This is a genomic window from Nocardiopsis deserti (assembly GCF_008638355.1).
In the GTDB taxonomy this organism is placed as follows: Bacteria; Actinomycetota; Actinomycetes; order Streptosporangiales; family Streptosporangiaceae; genus Nocardiopsis; species Nocardiopsis alborubida.
In genome coordinates, this window is record NZ_VWVS01000001.1 from 606,276 (window position 1) to 621,914 (window position 15,639).

The window sequence follows — 15,639 nt, forward strand, 5'->3', positions numbered from 1 at the left end:
GCCTCCGGGGGAGCCGCGGCCGGTTAGCCTGGCCCCAGGTCCGTGGCGCCCCGCGCCCTCTGCCACCCACGAGAGAGCGCCATGCAGCACAACCCCACCGGCCGGGCACGCCTGGGCCTGGCCCTCCTCCTCGGCCTGCTCGCCGTCCTGGGCCCGCTCAACATCGACATGTACCTGCCGGCCTTCCCCGACATCGCCGCGGACCTGGGGGCCAGCGCCTCCCACGTGCAGCTCAGCCTGACCACCTGCCTGGTCGGCCTCGCCGTGGGCCAGGTGGTGGTCGGCCCGATCAGCGACGCCCGGGGACGCCGCGGTCCGCTCCTCACGTCCCTGGTCCTGTTCGTCCTGGCGTCGCTGCTGTGCGCCCTGGCCCCGAACATCGCCGTACTGGTGCTGGCCCGTTTCCTCCAGGGGTTCACCGCCTCGGCCGGGGTCGTGCTCTCGCGCGCGGTCGTGCGTGACGTGTTCGACGGCACCGAGCTGACCAGGTTCTTCGCCCTGCTGATGGTGATCAACGCGGTCGCGCCCCTGATGGCGCCGATCGCGGGCGGCGCCATCCTGTGGCCGTCCTTCGCGGGCTGGGAGGCCGTCTTCCTGGCCCTGGCGCTGCTGGGCGCGGTGATCGTCGTGGTCGTGGCGCTGCGGCTGGAGGAGACCCTGCCGGTGGAGCGGCGCATCCCCGGCACGGTGGGCGGCACCCTGCGGACGGTGGGGGCGCTGCTGAGGGACCGCGCCTTCCTCGGCTACGCCCTGGTGGTCGGACTCGTGCACGGCGGCAGCTTCGCCTACGTCGCCGGGACGCCGTTCGTCTACCAGGACCTGTACGGGGTGTCGCCGCAGGTCTTCGGTGTGCTGTTCGGGATCAACGGCGCGGCCATCATCGCCGGGAGCTGGGCGGTGGGCCGCTTCAGCGCCCGGTTCGGCGAGCGCGCACTCCTGGTGTGCGCGGTCTCCGCCGCGGTGGCGGCGACCGGGGTGCTGCTCGCGGCGACGCTGTGGGACGGCCCGCTGGTGGCCCTCGTGGCGCCGATCTTCGTCTACATGACGTGTATGGGGATGATCCTCACCAGCTCCTTCGCCCTGGCCATGCGCGGCCAGGAGCGGCGGGCGGGCAGCGCCAGCGCCGTGCTGGGCGCGCTGCCCCCGCTGCTCGGCGCGGCGGTGGCGCCGCTGGTGGGACTGGACGAGAGCACCGCCGTGCCGATGGGCGCCGTCCTGTTCACCACCTCCCTCCTGGGCCTGGGCGTGCTGCTGACCCTGACCCCGCCGCGCGTGCGCGGGCGCGTGGCCGACCCGGCCCCGTGACCCGATCCGGTGCTCAGCCGGCGAGCGCCGCCGGGCCCATGAGGAAGCCGGGGTCCAGCTGGGCGGCCAGGTCCGCGCCCTTGGCCTCGTTGCCCCAGGCCCGCGCGTTGCGCAGGTGGAACTCGGCTGACTGCCGGGTGAAGCGCTCCCAGTCCTTGGGCGCGGCGTCCGCCATGTCCCGCATCAGGGCCAGGATCTTGACGTTGTCCTCCTCCAGGTCCGCCAGCTCCGGGTGGCGGCCCTTCTCCATCGAGCGCACGAACCCCGAGTGCGTCATCCACCCCGCCAGCGCGTCGCCCACGTGCTCGCGCAGGAACTCCACGTCCGCCTCGTCCTGCACCTTGTTGCCGATCACCCGGATGGCGACCTCGTGGTCGCGGGCGTACTCGGCGTACTGCCGGTACACACCCACGCCGCGCACGGTGGGCTCGGCGACCAGGAAGGTCATGTCGAAGCGGGTGAACATCCCCGAGGCGAAGGAGTCGGCGCCCGCGGTCATGTCCACGACCACGTACTCCCCGGGCCCGTCCACCAGGTGGTTGAGGTACATCTCGGCCGCGCCCACCTTGGAGTGGTAGCAGGACACGCCCAGGTCCGACTCGGCGAACGGGCCGGTGACCATGAGCGTGGCGCCCCGGACGGACGCGCCGAAGCGGACGTGCAGCGGGTTGTCCCCGGTCACCGTCAGCAGGCGCGACCCCCGGCCCGGCGGCGTGGTCTTGATCATCGCCTGCGCCGAGGAGATACGCGGGTTGTCCCCGCGCAGCAGCTCCTTGATCTCGTCCAGGTGCGCGCCCAGCGCAGGAAGGGCGGCCAGGTCCTCCTCGGCCGCTCCCAGGGCGGCGCCCAGGTTCTGGTTGATGTCGGCGTCGATCGCCACCACGGGCAGGTGCTGGGCGGCCAGGTAGCGGGTGAACAGCGCGGAGAGGGTGGTCTTGCCGCTGCCGCCCTTGCCCGCGAACGCGATCTTCATGTGAGCCCTTCGGAACGGGAGTGTGTGTGCCGGGCACGCGGCGGCGGCCCGCCCGACGTGGGGCGGGCCGCCGCGGCCCGGGTACGGTAACGATTATCGTTCCTGTGGCTCGTGCTGTCAGCCGAACGGCCCCGTCACGCCGCGTATTGCCAACGTGTTACACCTCACATGGGTGTCCCTGGAGTCCGGACTGTTTCCTTTGTCCATATCGGGGATGACACGTGACAGGGTTTTGTGGCCAATCCCCGACAGGGAGAACAAGGGTGTGCTGTTCTGGAGCCAGCACACCCTTGTCTAAGGTGAGTGCAGGCGGCGCAACCCGCGCGTCCGTCGCGGGTGATTGGAGTGACCGGATGGCTGAGGCGAGGCAACTCCGGGAATACGTGCCCGCGGAGGTGTCGGAGGGCCCGGCTCCGACCGCACCGACCATCGAGCCGGGGGACCTCACCGGAGGGGCCACCGACCACACGGTGTGGAGCTGCGCCGGGAACCTGACCGCGGTGCGGTCCATCCGCTCCCGCGTGCGCGAGTTCCTCGCCCGCATGGACCATTCCGAGGGCTCCCTGGACGACGCCGAGCTGGCCGTCAGCGAGCTGGCCACCAACGCCCTGCTCCACTCGCGCTCCGGGCAGAGCGGCGGCGTCATGACGCTGTTCATCCGCTCCGACGACGGGCGCCTGCGTGTGGCGATCGCCGACCAGGGGGCGCGCGACGGCGAGAGCGAGCACACGCGGGAGGACGGCGACGACTTCGGCCGCGGCAAGCTCATCGTGGACAGCTGCGCCACCCGCAGCGGCGAGTACTGGAGCGACGCCACGCACGTGGCCTGGTTCGAGATCGACGACCAGCCGGGGGAGACCGCCGGGGGCGAGGGGGAGCGGCCGGAGGCGGAGCTGGTGGTCGACGACTGAGGCGGTGACCGGAAGGGGCCACGGGCCGCCACCCGCGCAGTGATCTTGTACTTATAGCGAGTCTCGGGCACCGAAGTTGGCTATAAGTACAAGATCATCGCAGGCCAGAGCCCTTGGGTCGCACCGACAACGTTTCCGGTCGGCTCGCTGGCCCGCCGGGCACCGCCCTCAGCCGGTGCCCACGGCCGCCACCCGCCGATCGCTCGCCGCCGCGGCCTGGCGGTCCCCGCGTCGCGGTTCCCGCCCGCCGCGCAGCACCCCGACGGCCGCAGCCCGCACCACCAGCCTCAGCTCACGCCGGGATTCACCACCTTCCCGATGGCCCCCACCGCACCAACGAGCCCGCGTTCCCCGAACACGCCCTCGGGTCAGTACGTCCCGCCGGTCGGCGGGTAGGCGATCCGCTCCGGCTCGGGTGCGCAGCGCACCGTCACCTGGCGCCCCTCCGGCGGCGGGCAGTCCGCCCCCGTCAGCACGCAGGCCCCGATCCACAGCGCCAGCGCCACCAGGGTCACCCGTGTGGCCTCGTCGCCGCGCTCGTCCACCGCCACCACGTCGTCGGCGGTCAGCTCCAGCAGGTCCCGCAGCTCCGAGAAGCGCCCCATGAGGTCGTTGTGCGGGTGCAGCGTGGTCAGGAGCCCCCCGCTGGTGTCCTCGTAGCCCAGGATGCCGTTGTCGAACAGGCCGCGCGCGGGGCTGTACCCGTTGCCGTCGGGGCTGGGCTGCAACAGCTCCTCGAAGGGCGTGGTCCCCAGCGCCTGCCCGAACGCGATCACCTGCCGCACCCGAGAACGCTCCGCCAGTTCCAGCGCCGTCTGCGCCATGTCCGCGCTGACCAGCAGCAGGCGGGTGTCGGTCTCGGTGAGCACGGCGCACTGGGTGTCCAGGTCGGACGCGGTCGACAGGGGCAGCGCGCGCCCGCCCACGGCCATCACCGTGTAGGTGGCCAGGAACCGGTCCGGAGAGACCGGCGCGAGCACCCCCACCACGTCACCGAAGCACATGCCCCGGCGGCTGAGCCCCGCCGCGGCCTGCTCCACCGTGGCGGCGAACGACAGGGCGTCCACGCGGTGCCCGACCCCGCGGATCGACCCGCTCCGCGCGGGACGCAGCCGGAGCCGCTCGCACAGGCCCCCGGTCAGTGAGCCGATCGGGTCGTCCCGGCGCGGCAGGTGGCGCCCCGGTCGTCCGGTTCCTGAAGACAGCCCTACCCCCATACGTACCCCCAGTTCGCCCATCCGGCGGTGGTACCGCCGTCCGGGCTCGTCACGCCCCCTCCACGTGGCGAACCCGGCGGCGACGCACCGGCTGGCGGATGCGGTGTCCCTCCCCAGGACGCACCCCGTGCCGACGCGGCCTCCCACCGGCCCCGGAGACCTCCCCGGGGCTGACGCCCGCCGGAAACCGGTGTCACACCGGCGTTCGACGGCCGTTTCCGGGACCTCAGCGATCGTGTCACCGCAGTGCCACGAGCATGGTGTCCCATGGCTCGAAGCCTAGCGCGTTCACAGCCAGATGCACATGCATATTGCTATGCACCTGCATATGTAGATTCGGCGCGGAAGCGGGTTCTCCCGGTGGCGAGCCGGGCGTAACAGGGCAGATCGGGCAGGTTAGTCCGAGGCCCGGTGGCGGCGTACCCAGGACGTGATCTGCGTACGCGAGTGGAAGCCCATCTTGCGGTTGATGTTGGCCACGTGCCGCGCCGCCGTCGACGGGGTGATGAACAGTTCCCGAGCGATCTCCGGGTTACTCCTGCCCCGGCTCACCAGGAGGGCCACCTCCAGCTCACGCCGGGTCAGCCGCTCCTCGGGGGTCACCGACTCCGGTGCCGGGACGGGTCCTCCCCGCTCCCGGCGCCCGCGCGCGGGACGGCTGGGCGGCGCGGCGCGGCGCGGCGGCGGGCGCCGCGCCTCCTCCGCCAGCTGCTCGCCCTCGCGGACCGCGCCCGCCAGGGCCAGGGTCCGGCCCTGCTCCCACCAGCCCACCAGCTGGCGGCGGCGCCGACGGACCTTCTCCACGTCGGTGAACGGCCACGGCGCCTCGTTCGTGGACAGCCCCAGCCGCTCGCGCACGCTCATCGCCGCGCCCGCCAGGCGGCAGGCGGACTCGCGCAGCCCCGCCCCGAACGCCACCCGGGCGATCGCGGTCAGGGCGCGCGCCGCGTCCGCGCGCTGGCCCGTCGAGTGGCTCAGCAGCAGCCCCTCGCTCAGGTAGTCGTAGGCCTGGCCCGTGGACCCCTGCGCGTGCGCCACGCGGCCGATCCCGGCCAGGCAGCGCGCCTCCTCGGCCGCCGCCCCGATCAGCCGCTGGGTGTCCAGCGCCTCCCGGTAGCATCGGTCCGCCGTCATCAGGTCGCCGCTGGCCTCCGCCGCGCGCGCCTGGCCCATGAGGGTGACGCCCACGCCCCACCGGTGGTCGATCCCGCGCAGCAGCGTCAGCGCCGCGTTGTAGTGGTGGTCGGCCGTGGGGTGGTCGCCCTGCTGGGCGACCAGGGCCGCCCGGGTGCCCAGGGCGATCGCCTCGCCCCACAGGTCGCCCGACTCGCGGCACAGCCGCAGTGCCTCCTCCACCCGCACCGCGGCCTGGTCCGACACGCGCTCGCGCACCTCGACCAGGGCGAGCAGGTTGAGTGCGACGCGGACGAACACGTCGTCCCCGGCCTCGCGGCACAGCCGCAGGCCCTCCTCGCCCAGGGAGACCGCCAACCCGTGGTCGCGCCGCACCCGCGCCAGCTGGGCCCGGCCCACCAGCGCCCGCGCGCGGGAGGGCGCCTTCGCCGCGTCCTCCAGCTCCAGCAGGCGGTCCATCCAGTGCGCTCCCTCGGAGTAGCTCTGGTGGCTCACCCAGTGCGCGGTCAGGCTGACGCACAGCCGCAGGCCCGGCTCGGCGGCGCCGTGCTCCAGCGCCCAGCGCAACAGGGAACGCAGTGTGTCGTACTCGGCGATCACGCGCTGGCGTCCCGAGTCGCGCTCGCTCCAGGGCATGACCCGGCTCGACTCCAGCTTCTGGCCCAGGTCCTCGGCCAGGCGCAGCATCCTGTCCAGGAGCCTCTCCTGGAACAGCTCCGCCTCACCCGCCCCGACCAGGCGGGAGTGCGCGAACCGCTGCACGGCCTCCGGCAGCCGGTAGCGCACCCGGCCCTCGAACTCGCCGGTCACCGTGATCAGGGAGCGGTCCAGCAGGGACGTCACGAGGTCGAGGATGTCCGGTTCGGGCAGCGCCTCGTCGGCGCACACCTGCTCGGCCAGTTCCAGGTTCCAGCCACGGAACACCGACAGGCGGCGCAGCAGCACCCGCTCGGCCTCGGGCAACCCGGCGTACACGAAGTCCAGCACCACCGGCAGCATCTCGCTGCGCGGAACCGCCTGCCCCGGACCCGGCTGGACCTCGGGGGAGGACAGGTGCGCGCGCAGCCCCTCGGCCAGTACGGCGGGCCCCACCCCGGGCGCGCTCGCGCCCAGCGCCTCGATCCCCAGCGGGATGCCGCCAGCCAGGTCGCACAGCTCCGTCACGGTCTCCATCTCCTCGCGGGAGAGCGAGAAGCGCGGGTCGCGGGCGCGGGCGCGGTCCATGAACAGCCGCACCGCCTCCGCCCCGGCGGGGTCGGGCTGGGGCCCCTTGCGCGCGGGCAGCGGCAGCGCCATCGGTGTCACCCGCCACACGGTGCCGTCCGCCAGGCGGACCGGATCCTCGCTGGTGAGCAGGATCGACACGGACGGACAGGAGGCCAGCAGGGCCTCGCCGACCTCCGCCACCTGCTCGGCGGCGTGCTCGCACGCGTCCAGCACCAGCAGCAGGTGGCGTTCGCACAGCGCCTCGGTCACCGTGACCGACAGCGGCTGTCCCGGCTCCTCCACCACGCCCACGGCGGCGGCCACCCGCGCGTACACCTCCAGGGTCGTGCGCGCGTCGGCCATGCCGACCATCCACACGCCGTCGGGGAACCATGCCGTGGACTGTTCGGCCACGCGTATCGCCAGACGCGTCTTTCCCAGGCCGTCGGTTCCGCACAGCGTGACGGAGCGGCTGGAGCCGAGCAGACGGAGCAGGTCGCTCAGGTCCCGCTCACGGCCCACGAATCCGGTGCCCGGACGGGGGAGGTTGTGCCGCGCGGGCGCGGTCAAAGGTGCCATGGCCTTCACATGTAGGGGCTGTCGGGGGAGGTTCTCACCAGGGTTGGGGGGAAGGTCGGCAGGGGCGGACATCGTCGGTGTGGGCTCTGGTACCCGGGGTTCCTGTCTTAGCGGGTGCACGCGCACTGTGCAAGTGCGTCCCGCCAGCCGGGACCGTGTCAGCCACCGTCACCCGAGACGGCCCAGCCGGTCAACTGCGTCCTTGAGGAAATCGAGAGTTTTCTGAAGATGTTCGCGATGTGGCGGGCCGCCGTCGCGTGGCTGATCGTCAGTCGCTCGGCGATCTCGCGGTTGGACAGGCCCTGTTCGGCCAGCTCGGCGACCTCCCTCTCCCGGGGGGTCAGCGAGTCCGGACCCGAGGGTCCCGAGGGCCCCGAGGACTGCGGCCGGGGGAAGGCCAGCGCGCGGTCGAGCACCTGCTCCAGGGGCAGGGGGCGCCACGCGTTCCACGCCTCGGCGGTGCGCGTCGCGCCCACGCGCCGCTCCGCCGCCGACCGCAGCCGCAGCGTCTCGGCCGAGGGGCGGTCCAGCGCCGACCTCAGGTCGGCGGCCACTCCCACCAGGGCGGCGGCCCGCTCGGCCTCCTCCTCGGCCAGGGCCAGTTCCGCCAGCGCCTCCAGTGCCCGGGCCACCGCGAGCCTGCGCCCGGAGGTGAAACTCACCCGCAGGCACGTCGCCAGGGGCTCCCGGGCGAGCAGCGACTCGCCCTCGGCCAGGTACAGGCGGCCCAGTTCCCGGGCGCAGTGCGCGGTGGCCGGGGCGGCCTCCAGTTCGCCGAAGACGGACAGGGCGTCGGAGAACAGCTCCCGCGCCCGGGCGAAGCCGCCGCGCTCGGCGGCGATCGAGCCCAGCCCGTGCAGGGCGCGTGCCGCGCTCCACCGGTCGCCCAGGTTGTCGGCCACCGTGACGCTGTGCTCCAGGAGGGCCGTGGCCCGTTCGGTCTCACCGCGGCGGCGGGCCAGCTGGGCCAGCACGTCCAGCGTGGCCGCCTCGGTGATGGGGTCGCTGACCTGGGAGGCCCACTCCCCGGCCCGGACGGCGTGCTGCTGTCCCTCGTCCAGCGTTCCGGTACGCAGGCACAGCGCCGCCAGGGTGGCCAGGGCGGAGGCGGCGGCCCCCGCCTCGCGGCAGGCCCGCGCCGCCTCCAGGGCGCACAGGGCCAGGGTGGACACGCGCGGCACCGCGTCCAGGTCCAGCCGCAGCTCGGCGTGCAGGGCCAGGGCGCGCGCCCGCAGGTGCGGGGACTGAGCGTCGGGGTCGGTGGACAGCGCCCGCTCCAGGAGGCGGCTGCCCTCGGCGGCCAGGTCGCGCACGATCCAGTAGGGGCGCAGCGCCACACACACCCGCAGGGCCTCGTCCACGCGCCCCCGGGACAGCGCCCAGTCCACCACGCGGGCGTGGTTCTCCCGGTGGTGGTCGAGCAGCCGCAGGCGCCCCAGGCGCTCGCCCCACGGCATCGGCGCGCAGCAGCTCTTGGCCCACTCCTCCAGCCAGGCGACGCAGAAGCGCAGGTAGCGTTCCCACCGGTCGTCCCCGCCGCCGCTGTCGGCCAGGTGCTCGGCGGCGTAGGCGCGCACCGTCTCGGTCAGCCGGTAGTGGGTGGTGCCGTCGACCTCGGCGTCCATCACCACCAGCGACTTGTCCAGCAGGGAGAAGTGCAGCGGCAGGATGTCGGCGGGGTCGACCCCCTCGCCCGAGCAGACGTCCTCCGCGGCCTCCAGGTACCAGGTGGAGAACACCGACAACCGGTGCAGCAGGCGCCGTTCCGGCTCGGTGAGCAGGTCGTGGCTCCACTCCAGGACCGCGCGCAGCGTCCGCTGGCGCGGCGGCAGGTCCTCCGAGCCGTCACTGGTCAGCAGCTGGAAGCGGTCGTCCAGACGGCGCAGGATCTGCTGCACGGACAGCACCCGCACCCGGGCGGCGGCCAGCTCGATCGCCAGCGGCATGCCGTCCAGCATCCGGCAGATCTCCGCGATGTAACCGGAGTTCTCCCTGGTCATCTCGAACCCGGCGCGCGCGGCGTGCGCGCGGGTGACGAACAGCCGCACCGACTCGTAGCGCTGGGTGTCGCGCCGGGGGATGGGCGCGGGGTCGGCGGCGTAGGGGTCGGTGGGGGTGGGCCGCGCGGGCAGGGACAGCGGCGGCACCCGCCAGATGTTCTCCTCGGGCACGTGCAGGGGCTGGCGGCTGGTCACCAGGATGCGCACCCGGGGGCAGTCACGCAGCACGGCCTGGCACAGCTGCGCCATCGGCCCCACGGCGTGCTCGCAGGTGTCCAGGAGCAGCAGCAGGTTGCGGGTGCGCAGCGAGGTGATGACGGCGTCCGTCATCGTGCGCGAGTCGTCCTGCACCGCCTGGAGGCTGCCCGCGACCGCGCGCAGCGCCTGGTCGTGGGTGGAGGCCTCGCTCAGGTCGACGAAGCGCACGCCGTCGGGGAACCGGCGCATGACGCGCTCGGCCAGGTGCAGGGCCAGGCGCGTCTTGCCGATACCGCCGGTACCGGTCAGCGTGACCATCCGGGCGGTGCCCAGGAGGCGGCCCAGGTCGACGATGTCGCGCTCGCGTCCGACGAAGCTGATGAACTCGCCGGCGGACAGGGGCAGGTTGTGGCGGGGAGGAGACATGGCCTCGATTACTGGGCAGTGCTTCTTTGGGGCTCCGCTTCTCCCGCCCGTCACCCTCCACCACCCTCAACGGACGGCCTGCGGCTGCAGCCTTCCTGTGTTCAGGCGCCCCGAAGGCAGGAATCGGGTTGAAGCAGGCACAGCGGCACCTCCGGTGAGACGGCTCGTTCCTCGCAGTCTCACCTCCGGCACCTCCAGAACCCTGTCGGCGCTTGAACGACAACCCCCAGGGGCTGAACAAGCATCCACCACAGGCCCCAGGAGGCCGCGCCGCCGCTGCGGGGGCGACGCGGGGAACGCCGTTCCCAGTGTCGCACCCGCAGTCCCCGGTTGTCCTCCGAATGGCCGGTTCCGGCATGAGCGGACAGAAACCGCCCACGCCGGTCGGGAAGGTGCTATGGAGCGGTTACTCCGCGCTTTCCGGGCTCACGGGAGTCCAGGTGGCGGGGTCGGCCGGGCCCTGCTCCCCCGACCCCATGTCCTTGACCTCGTGGCCGCCGTCCTCACCGAACGGCGGGAACCACACGAAGGGGATGCCCTTCTTGGCGGCGTACTGGATCTGCTTGCCGACCTTGGCGGTGGAGTGGAACACCTCGGTGTTGAACCCGCGCCCGCGCAGCAGCTCCCCGGTGCGCAGGGCCTCCCTGCGGCGCTCGGCGCCGGGCACCACGACCATCACGTCGGTGGGGCAGGCGCGCCCCTCCTCGATCCGGCCCTCGGCGACGAGCTTGGCGAAGATGCGGGTGAGGCCGATGGAGATGCCCACGCCCGGCAGCCGCCTGCGGATGAACTGCCCGGCCAGGTCGTCGTAGCGCCCGCCCGCGCAGATGCTCCCGTAGCCGGGGTCGTCGTCGAAGGAGGCCTCGTAGACCGTGCCCGTGTAGTAGTCCAGACCGCGGGCGATGGACAGGTCGGCCACGACGCTGCCCTCGGGCAGGTCGGCCAGGTCCTCCAGGACGAAGGAGAGCTCCTCCAGCCCCTCGTCGAGCAGCTCGGAGGCGACCCCGAGCCCGCGGACCCGCTCGGCGACGTCGGAGCCGGTGCCCCGGACGCGGGCCAGCGCGAGGCAGGCGTCGGCCTGCTCCCCGGTCAGGCCGTCGGCCAGCAGGATCCGGCGCACGCCGTCGTCGCCGATCTTGTGCAGCTTGTCCACGGCGCGGATGACCGCGATCGGGTCCTTGATGCCCAGGCCCTCGTAGAAGCCCTGGAGGACCTTGCGGTTGTTGACGTTGAGCGTCCAGGCGGGCAGGTCCAGCCCGCTGAGCACCCGGTGCACGATGCGCGGCAGTTCGGCGTCGAAGTGCAGCGGGACGGAGTCGACGTTGATGACGTCGATGTCGCACTGGGTGAACTCGCGGAAGCGCCCCTCCTGGGGACGCTCGCCCCGCCACACGCGCTGCATCTGGTAGCGCTTGAAGGGGAAGGCCAACTCGTTGAAGTGCTGGGCCACGTACCGCGCGAAGGGCACGGTCAGGTCGAAGTGCAGTCCGAGCCTGGCGTCGGAGTCGTCCTTGGCGTCGGCCTGGAGGCGGTGCAGGGTGTAGACCTCCTGGGAGGTCTCGCCCTTGGCCATCAGCACGTCGAGGTTCTCCACGGACGGCGTCTCCACCGACGCGAAGCCGAAGGACTCGAACCCGGCGCGGATATGGTCCAGCCAGCGCTGCTCCACGGCCCGGACCTGGGGGGACCACTCGGGGAAACCGCTGATGGGAGTGGGGCGGACGACGCGCTGATCGGACATGTGGGGTTCTCGGCTCACAGTTTCGTCTCGGCTTGCTGGCCCCGTCCGCGCCGCGGCGCGCGTGCGCGCGCGGGTTCGCTCGTCGGGCGGGGGGAGGGCCGGTCCAGTCTACGGGGAACCCGGGCGGGAGGGTGGCGCGACGAACGGAACGCCGCCGCGACCGCTCCCCGCGGTCCGGCCACCACCGGCCCACGTGGACGGTTGTGGGCCGGTGGGGCGCTGGCGCGCCGGACCGGAGTGTCGACCGGACCGACGCCGAAGAGCGAGACGTCGGTGGGTGGCCCTGTGTCCGGGGGCGCCGCCGGGGCTCCCGCGGATGGTCGCGTCCTCGTGCCAGGAGTCTGCTCCGCGACCGCACTTGCCGGTGCGGGGGCCCTGCCTCCACCGTAGACTCCGCGGACCCCGCCGGACAGGGATCAGCGCGGCCGAAAGCGGCCGAAAATGACCGCTCACAATGTCGTAAAGTCGACCTTCCGGGGTACAGGTGTGTGCTTATCTGTTCACGGTCGGTTTCGGGCGGGGGACGCACCGCCACGGAACGGCCACCCGACTCCCGCGGCTCCTCCCTCTGCCCGGGAGCCGCGAACCCCACGAGCCGGCCGTGTGGCATGTCGCACCACTGGGCCAAAACGCCTTCCCCATCGGCCATCCGGTGTTAGGTTCCAGGAACGGTGCCTCCCGCGTCGGTACCGACCCCGGCGGGTCGCGTACCCCGAGGACCGGACCGTGCGCGCCGTCCGTCCCGCTGGCCCGGCACTCCCGCTAGGACTAACTGTGATCGATCCAGTCAACAGCACGAACAACGTCCACGCCTCCACCGAGTTGTCCACCAAGATCATCGTCGCCGGGGGGTTCGGGGTCGGGAAGACCACGTTCGTCGGCACCGTCTCGGAGATCCCGCCCGTGCGCACCGAGGCCGCGGTCACCGCCGCCAGCGCGGGCGTGGACGACCTCTCCCACACCCCGGACAAGACGAGCACCACGGTCGCGATGGACTTCGGCCGCATCTCGCTGGACACCGACCTGACCCTCTTCCTGTTCGGAACCCCGGGACAGCAGCGCTTCTGGTTCATGTGGGACGACCTGGTCCGGGGCGCGCTGGGCGCCGTGATCCTGGCAGACACCCGCCGCCTGGAGGACACCTTCCAGGCCCTGGACTACTTCGAGCGCCAGTACCGGCTGCCCTTCGTCGTCGCGGTCAACGAGTTCGACCCCGAGAACCTCCACAGCCCCGAGGAGCTGCGCGACGCCCTGGACCTGACCTCGGACGTGCCCGTCGTGCACTGCGACGCCCGCGACCGCAACTCCGTCGTCCGGGTCCTGGTGACCCTGGTCAAGCACGCCATGGCGGTGGAGGCCCGCCAGCGCCACCAGCGCCAGTTGGCCTGAGGCGCCGGGCGCCCCGTGGCAGACCGGGGGCGGTTTCGACGGAACCGTCCGCACATGTGGGCGCCCGGGGTTCTCTCAACGGTTGTGTCCGGCGTTACCCTGTGGTGGTGTTCGGACGAATGGCGGAAGGCGTTCGCCGCTTCCTGGGTAAGCCCGGTGCGGTGGATCTGCGGCCCTATACCAAGCTCCTGTCGGCGATCGAGGCCGAGGAGGATGGTCTGCGTGCGCTCAGTGACACCGAGCTGACGGAGAAGGCCATCGAACTCGGCAACGCCGAACTCCCCTACGAGCGCGACGACCTCGTGTCGCTGTGCGCGGTCGGCCGCGAGGCCGCCCGGCGTTCACTCGACGAGCGACCCTTCGACGTGCAGCTCCTCGGTGTCATGGCCCTGCTCGACGGCCACGTCGCCGAGATGGCCACGGGCGAGGGCAAGACGCTGGCGGGCGCCCTCGCCGCCGCCGGGTTCGCCCTGCGCGGCCGGCGCGTGCACCTGCTCAGCGTCAACGACTACCTGGCCCGGCGCGACGCCGAGTGGATGCGCCCCCTCTACGACATGCTCGGCGTCACCGTGGGCTGGATCACCGAGGACTCCACTCCCCAGGAGCGCCGCGCCGCCTACTCCTGCGAGGTGACCTACGCGGCCGTCAGCGAACTGGGCTTCGACGTCCTGCGCGACCGCATGGTCACCGACATCGCCGACCGGGTCGTGCCGCCGCCGCAGGTGGCGATCATCGACGAGGCCGACTCGGTGCTCGTCGACGAGGCCCGCGTACCGCTGGTCCTGGCCGGCGCCGCGGAGAGCGTGGACGCCGACGTGGAGATGGCCGACGTCGTGCGCGGGCTCAAGCCGCGCCTGCACTACGAGGTCGACGGTGAGGGGCGCAACGTCCAGCTCACCGACGCCGGCATCGACGCGGTGGAGAAGGCGCTGGACGGGGTCGACCTGTACTCCGAGGACGACACCTCCGTCCTGCCGCAGGTCAACCTGGCCCTGCACGCGCACGTGCTGCTCCAGCGCGACGTCCACTACGTGGTGCGCGACGGCGAGGTCCGCCTCATCAACGAGTCGCGCGGACGCATCGCCCTGCTCCAGCGCTGGCCGGACGGCCTCCAGGCCGCGGTCGAGGCCAAGGAGAAGGTGGCGCTCAGCGAGACCGGCGAGGTGCTGGACTCCATCACCGTGCAGTCGCTCGTCCTGCGCTACCCCACGCGCGCCGGCATGACCGGTACCGCGATGGCCGTCGCTGAACAGCTCCGCGAGTTCTACGAGCTGGAGGTCGCGGTCATCCCCTCCAACAAGCCCAACGTCCGCGAGGACCACGGCACGCGCCTGTACGCCACGCGCGAGGAGAAGGAGGACGCCCTCCTCGCCAGGGTGGAGGAGGTCCACAAGTCCGGGCGGCCGATCCTCATCGGCACCCAGGACGTGGCCGAGTCCGAGCTGTTGGCCGGGCGCCTGCGCGAGGCCGGGCTGGAGTGCGTGGTCCTCAACGCCAAGAACGACGCCGACGAGGCCTCCATCATCGCCGAGGCGGGCACCCACGGCGCCGTCACCGTCTCCACCCAGATGGCCGGGCGCGGCACCGACATCCGCCTGGGCGGCAGCGACATGGCCGACCGCGAGCGGGTGGTGGAGACCGGCGGCCTGTACGTGATGGGCTTCGGCCGCTACCCCAGCAGCCGCCTGGACGGGCAGCTGCGCGGCCGCGCGGGGCGCCAGGGCGACCCGGGCGACTCCATCTTCTTCGTCAGCATGGACGACGACCTGGTGGTCAACCACGCCCCCGAGACCACGGGCTACCAGACCACCTCGGAGGGGGAGATCACCGACCAGGGCTGGCTGGCCATGGTCGACCACGCGCAGCGGGTCGCCGAGGGGCAGCTGCTGGAGGTGCACCGCAACACCTGGCGGTACAACCAGCTGATCGACGTGCAGCGCGACGTGGTGCTGGAGCACCGGGAGATGGTCCTGACCGGGGACCAGGGCGACCGGCAGATCAGGGCCGACCGCAAGAAGCGGCACGAGGAGCTGCTGGAGGAGCTGGCCGGGAGGGGCGCCGGGGGCGAGGAGAGCGCCGGAGCCGAGGAAGCCGCCGAGGTCGAGGAGAGCGCCGAGGCCGCCGGGCGCGGGCAGGAGGCCGAGGAGGCGGAGAGGAACGAGGAGAAGGTCGCCCGGGCGGCCCGCCTCATCACCCTCTACCACCTGGACCGGGGCTGGACCGACCACAACGCCTTCCTGTCGGAGCTGCGGGAGGGCATCCACCTGCGCTTCCTGGGCCGCCGCGACCCGCTGGACGAGTTCAACCGCGACGCGGTGCCGGTCTTCAAGGGCTTCCTGGACGACGCGCGCGCCCGGGCCGCCGATAGCTTCGAGGAGCTGGAGGTCGTGGACGGCGAGCTGGACGTGAGTTCGGTGGGCGTCAAGCGCCCGTCGATGACGTGGACGTACATGGTGCACGACCACCCGTTCAGTTCCGCGTTCGAGACACTGGTGGGCAGGCTCAAGGGTGGCCGGGGGAGCGGGAGCTGACCGTTCTCCCACGGACGGATGCGCGGGTC

9 protein-coding genes are annotated in these 15,639 nt (G+C 72.6%); 4 read left to right on the forward strand and 5 right to left on the reverse strand.

From position 1 onward, the window contains the following. Positions 1-81 precede the first annotated feature (81 nt). Positions 82-1,305, forward strand: a complete 1,224-nt coding sequence (locus FYW99_RS12365) for a multidrug effflux MFS transporter (RefSeq protein ID WP_150252143.1) — start codon at positions 82-84, stop codon at positions 1,303-1,305. Positions 1,306-1,318: 13 nt separating this feature from the next. Here the strand turns inward: FYW99_RS12365 and FYW99_RS12370 are convergent, their stop codons facing one another. Continuing rightward, on the reverse strand, positions 1,319-2,278 hold the full coding sequence (locus tag FYW99_RS12370; protein WP_150252144.1) for an ATP-binding protein: 960 nt from the start codon (positions 2,276-2,278) through the stop codon (positions 1,319-1,321). A gap of 353 nt (positions 2,279-2,631) precedes the next feature. Here FYW99_RS12370 and FYW99_RS12375 point away from each other — a divergent pair, with 353 nt between their 5' ends. Beyond that, the gene (locus FYW99_RS12375; RefSeq protein ID WP_150252145.1) at positions 2,632-3,189 is read left to right on the forward strand and encodes an ATP-binding protein; all 558 of its coding nucleotides are present in this window, start codon (positions 2,632-2,634) and stop codon (positions 3,187-3,189) included. A gap of 368 nt (positions 3,190-3,557) precedes the next feature. Here FYW99_RS12375 and FYW99_RS12380 read toward each other — a convergent pair whose 3' ends face one another. The 4 genes from FYW99_RS12380 to hisS form a co-directional block, all read right to left on the reverse strand. Continuing rightward, positions 3,558-4,553 (reverse strand): AMP-binding protein, encoded by a 996-nt coding sequence (locus tag FYW99_RS12380; RefSeq protein WP_150252146.1) that lies wholly within the window; start codon positions 4,551-4,553, stop codon positions 3,558-3,560. A 249-nt stretch (positions 4,554-4,802) separates the two neighbouring features. After that, positions 4,803-7,316, reverse strand: a complete 2,514-nt coding sequence (locus FYW99_RS12385) for a LuxR C-terminal-related transcriptional regulator (protein WP_150252276.1) — start codon at positions 7,314-7,316, stop codon at positions 4,803-4,805. Between the two features lie 167 nt (positions 7,317-7,483). Then, positions 7,484-9,949: an ATP-binding protein gene (locus FYW99_RS12390; protein ID WP_150252147.1), complete on the reverse strand. Its 2,466-nt coding sequence runs from the start codon at positions 9,947-9,949 to the stop codon at positions 7,484-7,486. Between the two features lie 406 nt (positions 9,950-10,355). Further along, on the reverse strand, positions 10,356-11,690 hold the full coding sequence (gene hisS / locus FYW99_RS12395; RefSeq protein ID WP_150252148.1) for a histidine--tRNA ligase: 1,335 nt from the start codon (positions 11,688-11,690) through the stop codon (positions 10,356-10,358). 774 nt (positions 11,691-12,464) lie between these two features. On the opposite strand from hisS, the gene FYW99_RS12400 reads away from it, so the two are divergent. Together FYW99_RS12400 and secA2 are read left to right on the forward strand one after the other, a co-directional pair. After that, a complete protein-coding gene (locus FYW99_RS12400; RefSeq protein ID WP_150252149.1) occupies positions 12,465-13,079 on the forward strand; it encodes a GTP-binding protein in 615 nt (204 codons plus the stop codon). A gap of 119 nt (positions 13,080-13,198) precedes the next feature. Then, positions 13,199-15,610 (forward strand): accessory Sec system translocase SecA2, encoded by a 2,412-nt coding sequence (gene secA2 / locus FYW99_RS12405; protein WP_150252150.1) that lies wholly within the window; start codon positions 13,199-13,201, stop codon positions 15,608-15,610. The last annotated feature ends 29 nt before the right edge of the window (positions 15,611-15,639 follow it).